Below are 20,398 nucleotides of genomic sequence, written 5' to 3' on the forward strand. Positions count from 1 at the left end.
AAATCGTTTGTAAAGTCTATTAATCTTCTTATTGCGCAGTATTGACTATTTCAATAGGAAGCAGACATTTGGCCCTCCGACACAAAAAAAAGGAGACCCGAGGCAACGGGCCGCGGGTCTTAAAAGAATATATATAATAGGGGGTTGAGTCTTATTATAGGCGCTGAAGATTAAAACCAGATGAATTTGGCATTTCAGTTACATTACAATTGCGTTGCAAAAATTAACCAGAAGTTGGTTATAGGCTGCTTACGCAAGCTTAGGCATTAAGCCGCCCTGAATCTTGTCGCCTACTTCCCAGCCGAGGCCGTCTGTGCACACATGACCTGCTCCGCTATAGGACGTGCCGTCCTTAAGGAAGACAATCGCAAGTGCCCGGCGCGGCTTCTCGGAATGGTTCGCATGTGCGTAATGGAAGGTCATCCCGTCATGGAATGTACAGCTGCCCGCTTTCATGCGGCAGATAACGGCTGTGTTGCGATCCGCATCCTTTGCCCCTTCCTGCGCGAAAATATCCTCAGGCGTAACGAGGTCAACGCCTTTCAAGTTGCGGATCTTCTGCGATTTCGGAACGAACATCATGCAGCCGTTGTTCTCATCGACATCGTCAAGCGCGATCCAAATCGAGAAGGCGACCATCGGATCGGTGTCTTTAATCGGCCAATAGGGCCGGTCTTGATGCCAAGGCGTTACTTTGGAATCGCCGGGCATCTTGAGCAGCGCATGGTCATGGAAGAGGCGAATGCCTTCGAATCCGGTCAACTGCTTGCCCATATCCGCGAAACGCTCTCCGAGCACGAACCGTGCCATCCCGCCATGATCACGCCATGTATTCACCCGTTGATTCAACACTTTGTAATAAGCCCCGCCGACCTGACTTGTCTGCAGCCCGCGTGAGCCTTCGTTATTCATCGTCTCGTCCATATATTCGCGAAGCTCGGCAAGCTCATCTTGCGAAAGTATATTATCGATTTGCACGAAGCCATTTTCTCTGTAAAATTCCACATGCTCGTTAGTCAGTTGGATTTTCGAATTCAACATGCTCTCAAGTCCCCTTTATGAATCGGATATATCTTCAATTTACACCCGAAACGTCCATTCATCTTGGAGGATATGGGATAAAACTAAGACGATCTGCCAAAAAAGAGTATGTTCATGATGATCACGGCTCCTTGATATATAATGAGGCTGCAGTCATGACAATTGGTCGATTTCTATAAACCTATAAGGGGCTGATTCTATGGTTCCACTGAAGCGACAAGGTATCATTTTGGATATGGATAACACCCTTCTCCGCTCGCGCATTGATTTCAAGCAGATGAAGAATGCGGTTTTTTCGTTGTTAGTCAGAGAGGACATGGTCACGGCAGATCTTCCGCTGCATGATTTTACGGTTTCCACCCTTATTGAACATGCTCGGTCATCGGCGAAGTTCAGCGGAGAAGCAGAACAGGCGGTTTGGACCATTGTGGCGGAGTTAGAGCAAGCTGGAATGAAGGATGCGGGGCTTGAGTCCGGTGTCGTGGAGCTTCTAGACCACCTGCAAGCTGACTTTCACCTAACGATTCTCACTAATAATTCGTATGCTGCAGCCATGCAAGCGCTTCGTTCCACTGGAATTGAAGCCTATTTTGAACATGTCATTGGCCGTGAGCAAGCCGTAACAATGAAGCCCTCACCAGCGGGCATCCATCATATTCTTGGGCATTACCCTCACCTCTCTAAGGAGGATTGGCTGTCTGTAGGCGATGCTTGGATCGATGGCAAGGCTTCTATGGAAGCAGGCGTTCGATTTATTGCCTATCAGGCCAATCAACCGGAGTTGGAACGAAGAGGAATTGTACCGCTCGCACATATATATGAACTCCAACAGCTCTTACGTTATCTATGACGATTACGCCATGATCGGGACTTGACTCTGACATTAATGTCAGCCTTTATAATGAACTGGAAACCAGGTATTGCGAAGAGAGGATGCCCATGAAAATCGGTCAATTAGCCAAAGAAACAGGAGTGAGCATTCGCTCGCTCCGTTACTACGAACAGCAAGGCTTGATTTCCCCGCTGCGTCAAGCCAACGGTTATCGCGAATATTCGCCCTTAACCGTTCACACCGTAGAGACGATCAAGCTCTATCTGAACTTGGGTCTGACGACCGAGCAAATCGCCGGGTTTCTTACTTGTGTCTTGCGGAACAAGGAAGCATTTTGCAGTGAAATCATGCCGATTTATGAGCGAAAGCTGGCAGAGATTGAAGCACAAATTATGCAGCTGAATCAAATCCGGACGAATTTAGTAGATCGGATCGCTGCCGTTCAGTCGGAAACAATCGAATCGCCGAGAATCTAAGCAAGGAGTGAGTCTTATGGGAATTGAACAAGTTGAAAGTCACGAACACCTCAGGCAACTCGTTAAGGAGGGGGTCGTGCTGGTGGATTATGGTGCGCCTCACTGTCCGCCATGCCATACGCTGCTTCCGATCCTGGAAGAATTAGGAGAGGAACTAAAGCATCAGCTTCGCATCGCATATGTCGACTGTGATCAACTGCCAGATGCCGCTGCTTCGGCCGGTGTAATGGGCACCCCGACAGTCGTCGTGTTCAAGAACGGCCAGCCGATGGATAAATTGGTTGGTCTCCGTTCTAAAGCAGCCTACCGACTGGCAGCCGAGAAGCAGTTAGGCTAGTACTATTCAAGCGACAGGATACCTCTCAGATAGCCAGTCAATGCGGTCAATGGATTTGCTATTGGGATATGCATGGTTTTCTCGGCTATTCGAGCGCCTGGGACCATCGATAACTGTGCGGCTACAATCATTTTGCCTGGATTATTCTGAATGATATTGATTAAACCGGCGCTTACCTGATTGTGATACTGTTCCTTTTTCCCTTGCATGATCAGCTCGAACGTACCCGGCAACACGCTTGAATCGACATCAATGATTTTCCCGTTGCTTTCGAAGAACCGTATGAACTGTCCCATTGTGCCCTCCACCGTTGCTGGGTTCGTAAATACAAGTATAATCGGTTGATCGCCATTTAATAAGTTTCGAAATAACGGTTCGTCGATCTTAATAATCGGAACCGGAATTCGATGTACTTCCTTGCTAAGCATCGCGGTAAAAAAAGTACAGGTCACTAAGATGGCATCAACATGGCTTTTAGCGATCCAATCCAGCGTCTCGCGCACTTTTTTCTCGGCGATCTCATTCGTGAAATCAGGATCGTACTTCATTCGATCAAGGCCGGGATCAACAAAATGTATACATTCGACGTCATATTCGCTCAGCGCTTTGTCGATGTGTTCGATATTTGAATAATGCGCATGAAAGCAACCGATTCTCTTCATGTTGGATTAATCCCGCCTTTCTTCTTCTTTACTTAGTATGAGAAAGATTGTGTATTTTTTCAATCCCAATGCTTTAGCTCGTTTTTTATCGTTACTCCTCATCTGGCATGCCGCGAAAAGCTAACGAACCGCAGGGGCGTTATTGGGCCGAATTTCGAGGCTTTCAGAATCTAACGAACCGTAGAGGCGTTATATTGGGATAATCGGCTCTCAGATACTCAACAACCGTCAAATAGAACCTCTACGGTTCGTTAGAATGTTTTCGGCGCCATTTATGGGTAAATAAGCGCCGTACGGTTCGTTAGCGCAATCCGCACTTAACAGGCATAGCCGCCAAAACCCGCCGTTTCAATAAACGGCGGGTTTTCACCTTCATTCTGTTGAAGTTCTAGGATGACAAAAAGACCCCTTATCGGAGTCTCCTCATCATAAACCATTTGCGGCTGTCGGCAAAGCAAGCGAACCTGCCGCTCGTCAAATCATGCCAGCGCCTGCGTCTCCACAGCCAGCATCCCCTGCAGAAACTTGCCGGTGAGCGAGCCTTCCGTACGCGCTACTTCTTCAGGCGTGCCGGATGCGACAACCATGCCGCCTTTCTTGCCGCCCTCCGGTCCCATGTCGATGACATGATCGGCTACCTTGACCAGGTCCAGATGATGCTCGATCACAACGACGGAATGCCCCGCTTCTACGAGCTGATGGAGGCAATCGATGAGCTTCTGGATGTCTCGCAAATGCAGACCGGTCGTCGGCTCATCAAGCACGTACAGATTATGCGAGCCCCGCGTAATCTTGCTTAGCTCCGTCGCCAGTTTGATCCGCTGCGCTTCGCCGCCTGACAGCGTGGTCGACGATTGGCCCAGGCGCAAGTAGCCAAGTCCCAGCTGATGCAGCACCTTTAATTTATGCTGAATATAAGACTGATCCTCAAAGAATTGAACGGCTTCCTCGATACTCATCTCCAGCACCTGCGCGATATTCTTCTCCCGAATACGAACATCGAGCACTTCCTCGTTGAACCGTGCTCCCTTGCAAACAGGGCACACCGATTCTACATCCGGCATGAATTGGAGCGCCGTCGTTACAATGCCCTCACCCTGACAGTTCTCGCAGCGACCACCGTTCTTCTGGTTGAAGCTGAAATCATTCTTCGCGAGCGACTTTCCTGCTGCGCTGGCAGCAGCCGCATAGAGCTCGCGAATCTTATCGAAGAAACCGACGTACGTCGCCGGATTCGAACGAGAGCTGCGACCAATTGGTGACTGGTCGATATTGATAATGCCCGTCAAATGCTCGTGCCCGGTCAGCTCGTCATGTTCGCCGGGAACAATGCGCGCATCATGGAAGGTCGAATACAACTGCTTGCAGATGACCTCGTTAATGAGCGTGCTTTTGCCAGAACCGGAAACGCCCGTGATGCAGACCAGCACGCCAAGTGGCAAATCAATATCGACATTGCGCAGGTTATTGGCTCTTGCGCCGCGAAGGGACAGCACCCGGCCGTCCGGCTGTCGACGCGTGGATGGCACTTCGATTCTCCGCACTCCCGCCAGGAATGAGCCGGTGATGGAATCGGGATTCGACCGCAGCTGCTCTGCGGTACCTTCAGCGGTAATCCGGCCGCCGTGCAGCCCCGGTTCCGGTCCGACCTCAATGATATGGTCGGCGCTAATAATCGTATCCAGATCATGCTCGACTACGATGATGGTATTGCCGATATCGCGCAGCTTCTTGAGCGTTTCGATGATGCGAATGCTGTCCCTCGCATGCAGCCCAATACTCGGCTCGTCAAGCACGTACAGCATCCCCATAAGTCCCGAGCTGATCTGCGTGGAAAGCCGAATACGCTGGGCTTCACCTCCGGATATCGTATCGGAACGGCGGCCGAGACTAAGGTAATCAAGGCCGATATCAAGCAGCAGATCGATTCGGGACTCGATCTCCGCGATAATCTGCTTGCCCACTACCGCATGCTTAGGCGCGAGCGTGACGTTCTTTAAGAAGGCGCTCAGCTCAAGCAGGGAGCTATTGCATAGCTGATGAAGGTCAGCCTCGCCAACCTTAACTGCGAATCGCTGCGGCCGCAGCTTCCGTCCATCGCAATCCGGGCATGTATGCTCGACCATCACTCGCTTATAGAACTCGTCTTCGCTGACGGACGCTGCTTTGCGCTTCAAGTACAGCTTGTACCACCAGTTGATCGTATGAACCATACCGCCGAAATTCATCATTTTACCGGCATGGCGTTCTTGCGATTTAGTCGCTTCTTCCCCGGGAATGAACGGAAACTTTTCCCCTTTTGACCCATACATCATGATGTTCTTAGCCGCCTCAGACAGCTCCCTGTAAGGCGTATCCAAACTGAATCCGTAGTGTGCGGCAGCACTGCGAACGATCGACCAATGCCATGTTCCGGTGCTTGTGCCAAGCAGTTTCTGATCTATCGCTCCCTTGTTGATGCTCTTGTCCGGATTCTTCACCAGAAACTTGGCTTCGGCGCGCATGAAGGTACCGAGTCCGCCGCAGGTCCGGCAAGCGCTGTTCGGATCGTTGAAGGAGAAGTAATTCGACTGCAGCTCACCCATCGTCAGATGATGCTCCGGGCAAGCAAAACCGCGATAGAACCGTTCAACATCAACCTGCTTGTGCCCCTCTTCCGGCACATGAACGATCTCGAACCGGATGAACCCTTCTCCCACCAGCTTCAAGCTATTCTCGATCGTTTTGGCAAGCGCCTTGAACGTGTCCGCTTGGACAACGACTTTGTCGACGACGACCTCGATTCTATACTCCGCTTCCTCTTCAAGCTCGATCGGATCACCGAGGTTGTGCCTGCTTCCCTCGATGCGAACCGTCCGAAACCCTTTCGAGCGAATCTCATCCAGCGTCGTTTCGTAGTTCTCGCCGAAGATTTTATACACCGGTGCCAGTACTTCAAGCTCCGTCCCTTTTGGCAGCTGCTTGATATGATCGATCATCTGCTCCGCCGACCGAATGGGGACGGGATGCTCGCAGAACGGACAGCATGCTTCACCGACCGAAGCAAAGAGCAGCCGCATGAAGTCGTAGATGTCCGTCATGGTGCCGACAGTGGATCTCGGATTGACGATCCCCTTCTTCTGCTCAATGGCGATAACAGGGGACAAGCCGAACACGAAATCGACATCCGGTTTCTTCAACTGATTCATACGGCTCTTGGCAAAGGTCGAGAGCGATTCTAGAAACCGGCGCTGCCCTTCCCCATAAATGACATCGAAGGCCAGTGACGACTTGCCCGAACCGCTGACCCCGGTAATGACCGTGAGCTTGTCCCGCGGAATATCGACGTCAATGTTCTTCAGATTGTTCTGCCTTGCACCCCGTACCTCGATAAACTTCTTCACGCGTTAGCCCCTCTCCCACTCTGGAAACTCATCGCTCTCATACAAGTATGCTGGTTGCAGCAGCATACTCCGGCTCTTCGGCGTGGCTTTCGTCTCTGCTTCTATCTTCATGAGCAGCCCCCGCTCAGACAACCAATCGCATATCGATGTCACAGACCCCGTATCGGTATCGATGACCGGTTTAAACTTCATAACAATATCCGTGACGGTGCGAACATCCGCTTCTTCCTTCAGATAAGTGAGCATCGGTTGGAATAGCTTCTCTGCCCTGGCGTTCAAATAAGCGTTGATGAGATCGATGGCGGACTGGACTTTAGCTTCCGTAACGATGCCCTCGACCATCTCCGTATAGATCGCATGAAAGAAGTCCGGGTTAAAGCTGAGCGCCTGTTTGACCGACTCCCGCATGGGCATATCGTCGTTCATCAGCACCTCGATCTGCGATAGGACATCAACCATTTTGATAATCCAGAAGGCACTGTAAACCGCATCTTGTTTCACGTACTGCCACTTCTCCGCCTTGTACAGAAGTCCGAGCGTATACCCTCCGAGCTGCTGCAGCTGAAGCTGTCTGTCGCGCGCGCCGACGATTCGAATTTGTTCAAAATAATCCGTAATGGAAGCATCCTTCGTGAATAGCAGCGTACTTCGATAAAGCATCGACTGCTGAATGGAGCCGCCTACCGATCGTTCGATCCAGCGCTTGAACTCGTTGCGAGTCTGAATGCTGGCGTTAATCGGAACATCATTCTCCACGAAGCACATATACCCTGAACCCAGCTTCTGATCATGAACGATCAGTTTCAGATCAATATCTGACTTCTCCCATACCTGATCGTACGATAAGCTGCCAAGCAGCACAGCTGCGATCACCTGATCGTCCTTCTTCACCTTCTCGATGAACTGGTTCAACGCTTCCCGAAACAGCACAGTCGTCTGCTCGCCGAACTTCTGTACGCTCACATTCGTCCTCCTTCGAAACCAGCCTTGCCGCCGGCTCTTTATCTTCCAATGATATACTAAATATCCTAAAAATTCATAGACTTGTTGCTAGATTTACGCAAGAAAAAACCGCCGCAGCTGACAATCCAGCTGCGGCGGTTTTCGCACCATCACCATCGGTATTCTACCTAGCATACGCCTCGCGATACTGTGCAGGCGTAAGCAGGGAATGCTTCTTGAACACGCGCGTGAAATGCGCAGGTGAGCCAAACCCTACCTTGCGCGCAATTTCGTGGACCTTCAGGCGCGGCGACTCTTTCAAGTACCGCTTGGCCCTAGTCAGCTTAGCCTCGGCGACGTAATCAAACAACGCACGTCCGGTCGTCTGCTTATACAATCTGCATAGATAGCTCGGATTGAAATAGACCGTCTCGGCGAGCTTCGTTAAGGACAGATCCTCTTCGAGATGTTTCTCAATGTAAGCATGCAGGCTTTCCAGCCACCCGCCTTCATCCCGGTATCCGGGACATTGAAGCAGCGCGCCTGCGAAAGAACGCAAGTAATCCGCCGCCTGCCTCGCCGAACTGTGGGCATCCCAGCGCAGAAGCGCATCCGCGTCCAGCGGCTCGAGATCCGTGAAGGAAATGCCGTTCTTATGCATGAACGCCAGAAACTGAGCGGCCAGAATCATATACGCTTCCAGCCAAACCTCTTTGTCCGTTTCCGGAATCGCGGCGAACAGCGAATCGAATTGCTTGAAATACGCGCTTCGCTCGCCGCCTTCCAGGGAGGCCCGAAGGCTGTCTCCTTGTTTCAGTAAATCCCCGAAGCTAATCGAGTTTGTTTGTCGCATAGCTAGCTGCAAACCTCCTTTGCCAGCCGGTACCCTCGCTTATTCCTTTACGGAACCCAGCATAATACCGGAGATGAAGAACCGCTGCAGGAACGGATAGACGAGCATGATCGGCAGCATGGAAGCGAAGATTTTGGCCGCTCCCAATGTCTTATCAGATACGGATGCCAGACGCTTCACGTCATCAATGGATTTGATTAGCGTCGGATCGATCCGCACAACAATCTGCTGCATATAAGTCTGGAGAGGAATACTGTCCTCATGGTTGATGAAGATGAGACCGAGCATAAATTCATTCCACACGGTCACGATTAGGAACAATGTCGTTGTCGCAAGCACTGGCATAGATAGCGGCATGTAGATGCGGAACACCTTGAACCACGGACCTGCGCCATCCATCGAAGCCGACTCATCGAGTTCTTTCGGGATACTGCGGAAATAGTTGACGATCAGTATAACGTTAAAGACGTTAACCAGCATAGGGAGCACAAGCACCCAGAACGAGTTCATCAGTCCCATTTGGCGAATAACGAGGTAGAACGGAATCAACCCGCCGTTAAACATCATGGAGAAGATCAGCAGCCACATGTAGACGTCGCGGAGCTTGAACTCTCTCTTCGAGCGGGACAGCGGGTACGCCATCAGCAAGGAAATGAAGAAGCTGATTAAACAAGTGACCCCGACCCGTTTGACTGAAATCCAAAACGATTGAAAGAAGACGCTGTCTTCAAACAATTTCTTATACGATTCAAAAGTGACACCCTTCGGAAAGACAGTGACAAAGCCGGCCATCGCTTTCGCTGGTGAGCTGAAGGAAATCGCCAAGTTATGAATGATCGGGAACAAAGATGAGAACGAAACGAGCGCAAGAATGAGAATTAGAACAGCTTCTGCAACTTTTGTGCCCATCGTTTGACTGCGGACCATGCGGAATTCCTCCTTTTGCTAGAAAATGCGATAGTTGGCTAATCGACTTGCCAGACCGTATGAGATGATGATCAGTATGAAGCTGACACCTGATTTCAACAAACCAATGGCTGTACCGACCTCATAGTGCCCTTCCTCGATACCGGCCCTAAAAACGTAGGTATCGATGATGTCCGAGGAATCATAGACCAGCGTGTTGTACAAATTGAATATTTGATCAAAGCCGGCATTCAGTACGTTTTGCAAACTGAGCGTGCCGACCAGAACGATCGTGGTTGCGATGCCAGGCAGGGTGACATGCTTCAGCTTCTGCATCCGAGTTGCGCCGTCAATATCGGCTGCCTCGTAAAGCGAAGGATTAATACCTGTCAATGCCGCCAAATAGATAATCGTACCAAAGCCGAACTCTTTCCAAATGTCGGAGCCGACGATGATGGTACGGAACCAGAAATTATCACCTAGAAACATAATCTCGTTAACGCCAAACTTACCTAGGAATTGGTTAACGATGCCGTCTACGGCAAAGAAATCTCTTAGAATACCTGCAAGCAGAACCCATGATAGGAAGTGTGGCAAATAGACGATGGTTTGAACCGCACGCTTAAACCACTGGATGCGCAGTTCATTGAGCATGAGCGCAAATACGATTGGAATAAAGAATCCGAAAGCGATCTTCATTAGTGCGATAATAACGGTATTTTTAAAAACGCGTAATGCTACAGGCGTATCAAAGACAAAGGAGTAGTTCTCCCAGCCTGTCCATGGCGAACCCCAAATTCCTTTAGTTGGAATAAAATGTTTGAACGCCAGCACAATGCCGCCCATAGGCCAGATTGTAAATAATAAGACAAGTAACATGCCGGGGAGCAGCATCAGATTAAAATGGATTTGCTCAGACCATTTGCGGCGCACTCGCATTACCTCCGCTTCATATATCATTCGTAATGAATAGAAGGACGCAAGACACTGCCTCGCGTCCTTCCAGGATTTAAGTACAACTTATTTGCTCAATGCCTCGTTGATTTCTTTCAAAATATCGTCTCCGCCTTGTGCTTTCCAGTCCGCTACGAATTTATCGAACTCAGCATCTGCATCGGCTTTACCCATAATGATGCGGTGGTAGGCCTTCATTTGAAGCTCGTTAAGCGCCGTCAGCTTCTTCTCCATCGTCGGTGTTTGGCCGTCGAATGCGGAGTAGACGATGTTGGATTCCAATTTAGCCGCGGAACCCATTGCATCATACCAGCTGCGCGTGTTTTGCCATTGCAGCACATTTTTGCTTGCCGGCTGCGTTTGCAGCTCGTCAATGAATTTCTTGATGTTCTGGAACGCATCATTGTTCTTGAACGGAAGCGTTGCCGCATCCTTCTCGCCGTTTACGGCAGCTACGATATCTTTCGCCTGGTTGAGAATATCGTCCGTGCGAATGATCGTCATTCCGCCCCATACAGTAGCTTTTTCGTTGGCGTCTTTATACTTTTCTTGCGATGTTTTGATCCACCACTCGGTATCGTCGTTTTCGTTGACAACGTTCAGCCATTTCATTGGCAGCTCTGGGTATTTGAAGCCTTTCTTAACGACCATAACGGAACCGGATGTGTTCATAGCGCCCATGTTCAGCTTGCCGTTTGTTTTTGCAGGGATCGCATACGGCTTCCAATCCGCATCAGGAACGTTCTGCAGCGTCATGAACAATGGGTACCATACGCCCCACCATGCTTGACCGACGATGCCTGCGCGGCCGCTTGCCAGAACCTCTTGCAGCTGACCTGTATCTTTAAGCGCGAAGTCTTTCTCAATCAGACCTTCTTTATATAAGTTAGCGATAAGCTTCAAGCTGTCTTTAATTTGCGGTTGGATACCGCCGTATACGACAGCGTCCGATGCATCCTTATAGAACAGGCGAGGGAAAGCTTCGAATTGGTCGAAAATGTAGCCCGGACCGAACAATCCGTCTGTTTCCGTTTGCATCTGCATCGCCATCGGTACTGTTGTGCCGTTGCCCGCCGGATCTTTTTCTTTGAACGCTTTGGCGATTGCCTCAACGTCTTCAATCGTCTTCGGCTCAGCCAGGTTCAGCTTCTTGCGCCAGTCGTCACGAACCCAGACAAAGTTGAAGTTCTCCAAGCCGCCTTGGCTCGGAATACCGTAGAGCTTGCCATCGACTTTGTACAAGTCAAGTCCGCGGTTGTCTGCAGAAGCGTAGGCTTCTTTGATAGCCGGGGAAGCGTATTGCTCATACACGGTCGACAAATCCTCGATCATGTCCGCTTCAACGAGACGTTTCACAGTGGATTGTACTTCCGTGATGTTTTTGCCGACGATTTGGAATACATCCGGGATGTCGTTTCCGCCGATGGAGAGATCAAGCTTCTTCTTGTAAGCGTCACCATCTTGCGGCGCCATCCATACAAACTTAGGCTTTACATTCAACTTCTCTTCCATGAATTTGTTGAAGACGTTATCTTCATACGATTCGCCTTCAGGGAACTTCGGATTGTTCATTGTCGGTCTGATCGTTGTGAACTCAACCAACTCGGGATACTTGCCGAATGGATCCGCAGCAACCTCTGGTTCAGCTGCCGGTTCTGTTGTCTCTGTTGTTTCAGCAGCCGTTGTATTATTGGTTTTGTTGCCTTCCGCTGTGTTGGCTGTATTGTTGTTACCGCCATTGTTGCCGCATGCGCTTACAAAAACCATAAGCGAAAGCAAACTCACACTTGCCCACTTTTTGATCATTCTGTCAAATGCCCCTCTCTATGACAAAGAATATGGTGTTGATTCGATTCCAATCATAACGCGCTTTGAACAGGGGGCAGTACAGAAAAAACGCATCTTCTGACCGAACTTTGTCAGAACATGCGTCCTTCATCGTACAATTTTCACTGGTCGGAAGACATTTTTCACTTACTCGTCTTACTTGCCCACCGGCGGCCAGTGCATAAACTCCTCGAACACGGCTTCTTCTTCGCGGTAAGCACGCGGCGATCGGCCTGTTTCTTGCCTGAACAGCTTGCGGAAATACGATTCATCGGCGAACCCGCATTTGGCTGCGATCTCCTGAATGGCTTGACTACTATGAACCAGCAGTCGCTTAGCCTGGTCCATGCGAAGCATCCGCATGAAATCGTTATAAGTAGCGCCGGTTGTTCGTTTGAAGCAGTCGCTGAAATAGCCGCGGCTGAGGTGCACCTCTGCAGCAGCCTCCTCCTGTGTAACCCCTTCATCCAATCGCAGCAGCGACCATTCAATCGATTGGATCATTCTTGCCGTAATATCCTTATCGATTCCGCTCTGATCCAGTATTGCCCGAAGCGAACGACGAAGACGCTGCAGGAAGCTCTGCCACTGCGCCCATGTCTGCAAGCCGCCGAGCTCATGCAGCAGCTCGTCCCGTTCCGTCCATCTCAGCATGCTTCTCCACGCCCAGATTGTCTGGTGAATCATGCCGCACAGCTTGTTTGGATCAGGCCTTTGTTCCGCAATTTGCTCGATAAACGTGTGGAACGCCTCATCCTGAAACAGCCACTCGAAATTCCGCCAGCCTTTTATCCAATCCTCACGAACCGGCTTCGTCTCCCAGAGCAGCACATCCTGCATGGAATCATGCACGGCTGCGGCCGACAGGGTCGTCGCCATCACATAGAAGGAGTGACGCTTGATATAGGTATCCAGCACCGACTTGAGCCGGCTTCGATCCTTAACGCCAACCTGATGCAGGCAAAATACCGCCCAGCGCGCAGACAATGCTGACTGCGCTTCGCCTTCCGGCTGGAAAGCAAGCTCCTCTGTAAACCAGGCATTGCCTTGCAGCGCGACAAGCGGTTTGTCATTCAAGCCGGGCTGCGCGTACAACTCCTGTACTTTGCAGTCAGCCTTGAGCGCGAGCAGCAGTGTGACCGAAGACTGCGCTGAAGCCGGTGCCGGCTGCGTGCGGGAAGATTTCTCTTCCCGGTCCGCGAGCAGCCGCTCGGCAATGCGGCCGAACAATCGATCGAGCTTCTCATCGTCGAGCTCCGTCTTCACAATATAATCAATTGCGCCCAGCCGCAGCGCATCCTGTACATACTGAAAATCTTGATGACAGGTGAGAATCGCCGTTTCCGTGTTCGGAAATCGCTCCTTCACGATTCGCATCAGCTCAAAGCCCGACATCCCCGGCATCGACAAATCGGTGACGAGCAAGTCGACCTGCTCATGCTCCATCCATGTAAGTGCCTTCTCCCCGCTTTCAAAGTCGGCGGCAACCTCCATCCCATGCTTCTGCCATGGAAGAATATGAATTAATCCTTTGCGTACGATATGCTCATCATCGACCAGTATGGCTCGGATCATGGCTGCTCGCCTCCCTTCCCTGTCAAAATTTCAATCGTAATCGCCGTACCTTCGCCCAGTGTGCTTTCAATGCGCAGCCCGGAGCTCTCTCCATAATAGGCCTGAATTAATCGATGCACAAAGCTTAAACCGATGCCCATGCCGACCGAGCGTGAATCCGGATTCTTCTCTTCAAGCAGCGATTGAAGCCGTTCCTCCGACATGCCCTCTCCGTTGTCGGATACGCACATCGTAATCCCGCCTCCAAGGTGAGGTTCGATCCGAACACTAATGGTGCCATCTTGGTTGCGGAAGCCATGATAAATCGCATTCTCAACGAGCGGCTGCAGCACAAAACGAGGGATCTGGACATCCAGCGTCGATGGATTCACATCCATTTGCACTTCAAACTGATGGCTGTACCGGATGCTCTGCAGCGCCATATAGTCGTTAATATTATCGACTTCCTCCTGCACGCGCACATGTGTCCCTTCTTTGCCCAGGTTGTAGTGCAGAATGCGGGTGAAATGTGTGATCAGCTTCACAATCTCATTTTGCTTATTCATCTTGGCAATGACCTGTACCGTATTCAGCGTGTTATGGATAAAATGCGGATTGATCTGATGGCGCAGCTTCTCGACCTCCACGTTGCTCCTTGCTTTTTCTCGGCGCTCAATTTCTTTCAACAAATCAAATACACGCTCTTTCATCGCATAGAAGCGGCCGAGCACCTCATCAAACTCACGAAGCCGCAGCCATTTCTGCGGACGATACGACGGATTGTCGCCTACCCATTCAATCTCTCTGCGGAATACATGAAGCGGTCGATATACGGTCCGCCAACCTATAAAGGCAAGCAGCAGACTGAGCAGCAGCGTGAACAAGCCGACTGTTACGAATTTACCTAGCCAAGAATTGATTTCCTGCTGGAAGGCATCGCCTTTCATCACGACGGCAATCTTCCACCCTTGCTCGCTGGTAGCGATAAAACGCAGGTCATCGGAGGCTTTATCTTCTGCTTCAAACTTGGCAAACAACGGGAACCTTGCGCGATCCTCACTAAATACGATTCTATTGTTGGCATCTAACAACAGGTGCTTAACAGGCTCACCATATTGCACGTCGTCGAACAGTCGCTTCAACGTGTTGAAATTGCTTTCCGTATATACATAAAACGAGGAATTCGTATCAAAGTCATTCACTTTGCGGACGAGAGAAAACACCTGCGTATTGTCCGTATTATACTTGTCTGTCGATCGATGAGGGGCAAAGTACGATACACCGTTCGCTTCCAATAGCAGCGGATTCTCAAACATGGTGATCTTGTCCATCATCGGGTAGCTCTGAATAAACACATGGTAATCCTTCGCATCCACCAGTGCAATCGCTCCGGCATACGGACTTGTGTAATTAATAAGCGACATCCGGTCCTGCACGAGCAGCAAGATATCCGTTTTGCGAATCTGATCATCGGTCGTCAGATACTCTTGGATGCGCGAGGTGATCGTTTTGTCCAGTGCGAGCTGCTGAGAGGCGAAATTCATATTTTTCAAAATATTATCGAGGCTGACAAGCTCCTTCTTCACATTCTCATTGATGCCGCTCTTCAGCTTGTTTTCCATAAAGGAATGAAAGGAATAATACGACATGCTTCCGATTAAAGCCAAGGGCACGACGGAACTGAGCAGCAGGATGACGATCATTCGGCCTTTAATGGAATCTCGCAACATCGACAGCATAGGATTACCTCGTTTTCTATAGTGAATGGCGCTTGTAAGTGAAGTTGTATTTCAGTGTATCAGAGAAATCCGACTTTTTGTAAGCACTATTTTTTCCTGATGTGTCAGTAACCGCGGTGAAGCAGCTTGCACACAAAATAACCGGGCCTCCGTCGAAACGGATTCCCGGTCTTGCTAAACGCTTAAACTCAGAAGCGCACCAATGGCTCCGCTGTACTCGCCGTTCTCGATGAATAGTGGAGTGGCACCCCGCAGCCTGGTATACCCTTCGACCACCTCTTTAAGGAGATCGTTCCGAATAAACGAAGAACCTACAAAAATAATAGAAGCGATGTCGTATTGCGCAGCCGCAAGCACACTGGCTGTTGCTACGGTCTCCCCAACTAGCCCCACTACGGAAGCTAACAGTTCTTCCTTAGACAAGTGATCCGAAGCCGCTAATGCGAAGACTCTCCCAAAATTGCTTGCCGTTAAATCCCCCGGTATCGGAGGCTCCGCGCCTTGATAGATATGTTTGACCTTCAAGTCGATTCGGTCACGATCTCCCGCTGCCGCAAGCTGTATGAGCTCATGATAATCCGTGACCCCGGTCAACACCTGAGACAGACCCATAAGGGTTCCGCCGCCGACGCCTGTTCCGCCAAGCCGCTTCTGGCTGCTATGGTCAAAATAGTGAATCGACGTGCCTGTTCCCACATTCGTCAGGATGTGTGCTTCCTCGGTTACGCCTGACTGCAGAAGCAGATAGCGAACACCCTTGCATGTGGCTTCAAACTCAACCATGCCAAGCGCAGGACGCCCCAGCATAGACTGCAGTAGGCTTGCTTTTCCGCCTGTTATACTGATCTGCGCATCGTCGCCGAATGCGTTAATCCACCTCACAGCTTGCTCTGGCTGCAAGGCCGGAAACGTCATAAACGAGATGGATTCGCCTTGTTTATAAGCCAGTTTAATTAATGTGCCGCCGGCATCGACACCGATTTTCACCATGTATCAGACACTTCGCTTTCTTCGATCAGACTTACGATATTGCCTTCATCTATTGAACCCCAGACCCGATAATGGTCATGGTTGGATGCAGCGACTCCGCTACAAAATCCTGGAGTATCTCGCCCATCTTCCGTATATCGTCCAATGTAGATAATAACCCGCCGCAAGCCATTGGTATAGCCCCACTGCAAAAAAGCGGCGAATCCGACCAGTCTGCCTCCAGAGGCAATACGAGCGAAACGAGCGACTCGTGCTCTGACGGAAGCTTAAATGAAGTCACTGTCATCAACTATTCCCATTCTATGGTCATACATTCGGATTGCCGCTTGAAATATCCTCTACATAGAAAACCCATGAACATTGTTCATGGGTTGGGTTCTGCTTGCTATAGCTATATCGTTACCGCTGGAAAAGCTTCCTTAATTCGATCATAGAGCTTAACTGCATCTTCCATGACGTCGAATTGATCCGTCTGTAAATATTCGATCGAGAAGCCTCCTTGATAATTACGCTGCTTCAGTTCTTCGAGAACCCGCTCGAAATCGACAGCACCGGCGCCGAAGCGAACCTGCATCTCATCCTTTGCCGCATCCCGTAGATGTACATGTGCTGCCCGGTCTAAGAATACGAACGTCTCTTCGAGCGGTATCCCCTGCATTACAAAATGGGTCGGATCGTAGACGATTGGCATGTCCGGCATCTGCTCCATCAAACGCAAGCACTGCTCCATCGTCTCAAATGGACTGTTTACGTGGAACTCCAGCGCCAAATGGATGCCTTCTGCATTCGCAATGGCCAGTTGCTCTCGGAGCGATGCGATGCAATCGTCCAGCACCTCTTCCCAAGGGCGAGTTCGATCGGGCTGCCGTGGCTGGATTGCAGCGATGTTGATGTTCAGTGCCTTCATCCACTGCATCAGGCCGGCAGTTTCTGCCTTTCTGCGCGTTATGGCTTCGGGTGAACGGTCATGAAGCTGCGGGGATACACCACTGTTTGTGGCCACTGGCTGTAAGTTATATTGGGCTAACAGCTGCTTGGATCGGCTAATTTGTTCGGCCTGGTCTTGTCCCGTTACAAGCTCGCTCGTGTGGACGTGAACCCAACCGTCGATTGCGAGGATATCCACGTAGCGGAAGCCGGCAGAAGAGATGGACGCCAGAGCTTCTTCAAAGCCGGAACCGCAGCGGACAGAGGTAGAGCAAGCAATGATACTCATGACGTTGTCACCGTACCTTCCAGCATAATATCAAGCGGGAATCGGTCTTGGCTCAGCGGCAGCTCGATTCTGCGTCCAAGTCTTGCTGATTCGTATGCCGCCATGACAACCTCCATTACGTTAATTGCAATGGATGCTGCAAGCGGATGAGGAGCGCCGGTTCGCATGGAGATTGCCAATTGACGGAACACGCCTGGGAGTCCATCGTTGAAGTCATCCGGCGCATCCAGCTCAGCGGCGCGGAAGCCTCCGGCCTGTGCATCTTGAATTTGCACCTGTGGGTTCGCGCTATCACCGGCACGCCACAGGCGACCTTGATCGCCGATGACCTCAATGTCTTGGTAGTCACTGCCCGGCAGTCTCGCATCACCTGTTAGAAATTCCGCGCGGATGCCGCTTTCGAATTCGAGCGTCACCATCATGCCGCTTTCCACCGCATGTCCGTACCTGCGACCGGTAAAGATGGCATAATCGTATTGATCCGGCAAGCCTGGCTCTACGTCTTGTCTGAACATGGCAGCAAGCACCCATTTCACTTTGTCATCGCCTGTAAGACTGAGTAATATGTCTACGCTGTGTGTGCCATCGCTCAAGAAATCGCCTGCGCAAGTTGCACGCAGCAAGTGCGGCTTGCCAATTGCACCTTCTTGAATTAATCTGCGCATTGTCATGAATGGCGCGGACATACGTCGTTGATGGCCAATAATGAGTAAGGTATCGTTAGCTTCGCATACTTCCATCATTTTGCGGGCATCACCCATGTTAACAGCCATCGGCTTCTCACAGTAAACTGCTTTCACGCCCGCTTCCGCGGCTATGATGGTCAGACGGGCGTGAGAGCCTGTTGGTGTTGCAATAATGACAACATCCGGCTGCAGTTCCTGCAGCATTTGGGCGAAATCGGTATAAATCGCTGCAGAGCCGCCGGCTTGAGCAGCAGCATCGCGTGCTGTGTCTGCGTTCAGATCGCACAGGCCAACGAGCTCAAACTCGGACAGCGAGGCAATCGCCTTGGCATGGTTTAATCCCATTCGGCAGCCAATAACGGCTGCACGTAATAAAACTTCACTCATTGCATGATCTCTCCTTTGGCGATGGGTTCAAGTGATTGTATGAATCGAAGCGAACGCTCTAGGCACAGCTCGGGATCCATGTCCAATGGGCTAATCATCTCAACTTCCATGACCAGCTTATCCTTCAGAGGAGCATGCTTCATAAGCAGCTCGTAGCATTCGCGTAGCGGAACGTCGCCGTCGCCAAGCGCAGCTCCCTTTACTTCAAATTGAAGCGGATACACATCCGTACGCGGTCCAACGATGTGATCCTTGAAATGTGTGCCGATCGTATACGGCGCCGCCAGCTCGAATGCAGGAAGCGGACGTTCACCGATCAAGTAGGTGTTTCCGGTATCCAGATAAATGTAGAGCTGCTTGGTCGCTTGGCATAGCTGGACCAAGTCGGCGATGTAGTAGTCACCGTGATTTTCCACACTAAGCGGTGCCCCGAGTTCCGAACAAATGGCAGCAAGCGGCGCCATCGCTTCCGATATACGAGCGAGCTTATCTTCCAGCGGCATCACCCGGTCAAACCGGTGCCCGGCCCGCATCCCTGTCGTCGCGATTTGACCCCTCATGATCGGCAGACATAATCGCAGCTGCTCCGCAATGCGCTCCGTTTCCCGTTCTCGCTCGTCCTTACCGGCATTTAAGTAGTTAAAGCCGATGTGGGGTGTCAATTGAAGTCCGTGTTTCACTAACTCTTCACCGATGTGATCGCGGCGTGCCTCGTCCATAGCTGCCATTTCACTCAAGTCTATGCCGGTCGTGACAAGCCCATGCCGCTTCAAGAAATCGAGCTTCCCCAGCACCGAGTCGTCTCCCTGCCGTATAAATCCGTGGTACCACACGAGCGCATACCCCCAGGTTAACGGGCGGCGTGCCGCTCTCCCGTTCGACCAATCCGGACTACTGCCATTCGTTAAACCCATTGCAGCCTCTCATCCCTTCTATCCCTAAACTTCAGCCAAAAGTGACATAAATGGCCTTTTACTTGATTGTAGCAACTGCCCCGCGGCGGTTCTATGAGTCAATATTGACATCCGTTGCTTTTCATTTACTTATGACGGCTGCTGAGAGTCGCCATACTCGACTTTCAGCAGCTAATCCCGGCTAGTTCAGGGCCGATAGTCGAACCCTACTCTCAGCTCTCAAACTAACCCAATCACCTGCGTTCTACCTCCGAAAGAGGTATATCCGCTCTCAGCAGGTATAACCATCCAAATTACACTCCGATAGCGGAATAGCCGCTCTCATATCTCACATTCACACAATAATGGCTTCAATCCCCTACTTTCTATCTCCGAAAGAGGTATATCCGCTCTCAGCTAGTAAAACCATCCAAATTGCACTCCGATAGCGGAATAGCCGCTCTCAGCTCTCACATTCACACAATACTAGTCTCAATCCCTTACTTTTCTCTTCATATTGGAAAAGGCGCATATCAAACTAAGCTAGGTGGCAGGTGATACTGAAACCGATTAGTTAGTTGGAGGTAGTAGAGGGGTTCGGGTTCGGGTTCGGGTTCGGGTTCGGGTTCGGGTTCGGGTTCGGGTTCGGGGTTCGGGTTCGGGTTGCACCTCCAACAACACAGAAAAACGGACAAGCCGACCGTAACCGGTCAACTTGTC

18 protein-coding genes are annotated in these 20,398 nt (G+C 50.7%); 3 read left to right on the forward strand and 15 right to left on the reverse strand.

Annotation, left to right across the window (positions count from 1 at the left end; genetic code table 11):
• Positions 1 to 249 precede the first annotated feature (249 nt).
• The gene (locus AC506A_RS16785; RefSeq protein WP_495462159.1) at positions 250 to 1,041 is read right to left on the reverse strand and encodes a phytanoyl-CoA dioxygenase family protein; all 792 of its coding nucleotides are present in this window, start codon (positions 1,039 to 1,041) and stop codon (positions 250 to 252) included.
• Between the two features lie 199 nt (positions 1,042 to 1,240).
• Here AC506A_RS16785 and AC506A_RS16790 point away from each other — a divergent pair, with 199 nt between their 5' ends.
• The 3 genes from AC506A_RS16790 to AC506A_RS16800 all read left to right on the forward strand — a co-directional run bounded on the left by AC506A_RS16790 (position 1,241) and on the right by AC506A_RS16800 (position 2,686).
• Complete coding sequence (locus AC506A_RS16790) at positions 1,241 to 1,891, forward strand: HAD family hydrolase (protein WP_495462160.1); 651 nt, start codon at positions 1,241 to 1,243, stop codon at positions 1,889 to 1,891.
• Between the two features lie 89 nt (positions 1,892 to 1,980).
• Positions 1,981 to 2,349 carry a MerR family transcriptional regulator gene (locus AC506A_RS16795; protein WP_495462161.1) on the forward strand — a complete coding sequence of 123 codons (369 nt, stop codon included), beginning with the start codon at positions 1,981 to 1,983 and terminating at the stop codon, positions 2,347 to 2,349.
• A 16-nt stretch (positions 2,350 to 2,365) separates the two neighbouring features.
• On the forward strand, positions 2,366 to 2,686 hold the full coding sequence (locus AC506A_RS16800; RefSeq protein WP_495462162.1) for a thioredoxin family protein: 321 nt from the start codon (positions 2,366 to 2,368) through the stop codon (positions 2,684 to 2,686).
• Between the two features lie 2 nt (positions 2,687 to 2,688).
• On the opposite strand, the gene AC506A_RS16805 is transcribed toward AC506A_RS16800, so the two are convergent.
• The 14 genes from AC506A_RS16805 to AC506A_RS16870 all read right to left on the reverse strand — a co-directional run bounded on the left by AC506A_RS16805 (position 2,689) and on the right by AC506A_RS16870 (position 19,699).
• Entirely contained in the window at positions 2,689 to 3,348 is a 660-nt protein-coding gene (locus tag AC506A_RS16805) for a hypothetical protein (RefSeq protein WP_495462163.1), read from the reverse strand.
• Positions 3,349 to 3,827: 479 nt separating this feature from the next.
• Positions 3,828 to 6,731, reverse strand: a complete 2,904-nt coding sequence (uvrA, locus tag AC506A_RS16810) for an excinuclease ABC subunit UvrA (protein WP_495462164.1) — start codon at positions 6,729 to 6,731, stop codon at positions 3,828 to 3,830.
• A gap of 3 nt (positions 6,732 to 6,734) precedes the next feature.
• The gene (locus tag AC506A_RS16815) at positions 6,735 to 7,694 is read right to left on the reverse strand and encodes a hypothetical protein (protein WP_495462165.1); all 960 of its coding nucleotides are present in this window, start codon (positions 7,692 to 7,694) and stop codon (positions 6,735 to 6,737) included.
• Positions 7,695 to 7,857: 163 nt separating this feature from the next.
• On the reverse strand, positions 7,858 to 8,526 hold the full coding sequence (locus AC506A_RS16820; RefSeq protein WP_495462166.1) for a helix-turn-helix transcriptional regulator: 669 nt from the start codon (positions 8,524 to 8,526) through the stop codon (positions 7,858 to 7,860).
• 39 nt (positions 8,527 to 8,565) lie between these two features.
• Positions 8,566 to 9,453 carry a carbohydrate ABC transporter permease gene (locus AC506A_RS16825; protein WP_495462167.1) on the reverse strand — a complete coding sequence of 296 codons (888 nt, stop codon included), beginning with the start codon at positions 9,451 to 9,453 and terminating at the stop codon, positions 8,566 to 8,568.
• 18 nt (positions 9,454 to 9,471) lie between these two features.
• Positions 9,472 to 10,371 (reverse strand): ABC transporter permease, encoded by a 900-nt coding sequence (locus AC506A_RS16830; protein WP_495462168.1) that lies wholly within the window; start codon positions 10,369 to 10,371, stop codon positions 9,472 to 9,474.
• A gap of 81 nt (positions 10,372 to 10,452) precedes the next feature.
• The gene (locus AC506A_RS16835) at positions 10,453 to 12,192 is read right to left on the reverse strand and encodes a type 2 periplasmic-binding domain-containing protein (protein ID WP_495462169.1); all 1,740 of its coding nucleotides are present in this window, start codon (positions 12,190 to 12,192) and stop codon (positions 10,453 to 10,455) included.
• A 177-nt stretch (positions 12,193 to 12,369) separates the two neighbouring features.
• Positions 12,370 to 13,788: a response regulator transcription factor gene (locus AC506A_RS16840; protein WP_495462170.1), complete on the reverse strand. Its 1,419-nt coding sequence runs from the start codon at positions 13,786 to 13,788 to the stop codon at positions 12,370 to 12,372.
• The gene (locus AC506A_RS16845; RefSeq protein WP_495462171.1) at positions 13,785 to 15,506 is read right to left on the reverse strand and encodes a cache domain-containing sensor histidine kinase; all 1,722 of its coding nucleotides are present in this window, start codon (positions 15,504 to 15,506) and stop codon (positions 13,785 to 13,787) included. Before AC506A_RS16845 ends, AC506A_RS16840 begins: the two co-directional genes overlap by 4 nt.
• A 174-nt stretch (positions 15,507 to 15,680) precedes the next feature.
• Complete coding sequence (coaW, locus tag AC506A_RS16850; protein ID WP_495462172.1) at positions 15,681 to 16,496, reverse strand: type II pantothenate kinase; 816 nt, start codon at positions 16,494 to 16,496, stop codon at positions 15,681 to 15,683.
• A 49-nt stretch (positions 16,497 to 16,545) separates the two neighbouring features.
• Positions 16,546 to 16,782, reverse strand: coding sequence for a hypothetical protein (locus AC506A_RS16855; protein ID WP_495462173.1), 237 nt, complete (start codon positions 16,780 to 16,782; stop codon positions 16,546 to 16,548).
• A gap of 105 nt (positions 16,783 to 16,887) precedes the next feature.
• Positions 16,888 to 17,712 carry a sugar phosphate isomerase/epimerase family protein gene (locus tag AC506A_RS16860; RefSeq protein WP_495462174.1) on the reverse strand — a complete coding sequence of 275 codons (825 nt, stop codon included), beginning with the start codon at positions 17,710 to 17,712 and terminating at the stop codon, positions 16,888 to 16,890.
• Positions 17,709 to 18,785 (reverse strand): Gfo/Idh/MocA family protein, encoded by a 1,077-nt coding sequence (locus AC506A_RS16865; protein ID WP_495462175.1) that lies wholly within the window; start codon positions 18,783 to 18,785, stop codon positions 17,709 to 17,711. The genes AC506A_RS16860 and AC506A_RS16865 overlap by 4 nt, the downstream gene beginning before the upstream one ends.
• A complete protein-coding gene (locus tag AC506A_RS16870; RefSeq protein WP_495462176.1) occupies positions 18,782 to 19,699 on the reverse strand; it encodes a sugar phosphate isomerase/epimerase family protein in 918 nt (305 codons plus the stop codon). Before AC506A_RS16870 ends, AC506A_RS16865 begins: the two co-directional genes overlap by 4 nt.
• Between the last annotated feature and the right edge of the window lie 699 nt (positions 19,700 to 20,398).

The sequence above is a fragment of the Paenibacillus sp. N22P23 genome (assembly GCF_059383735.1).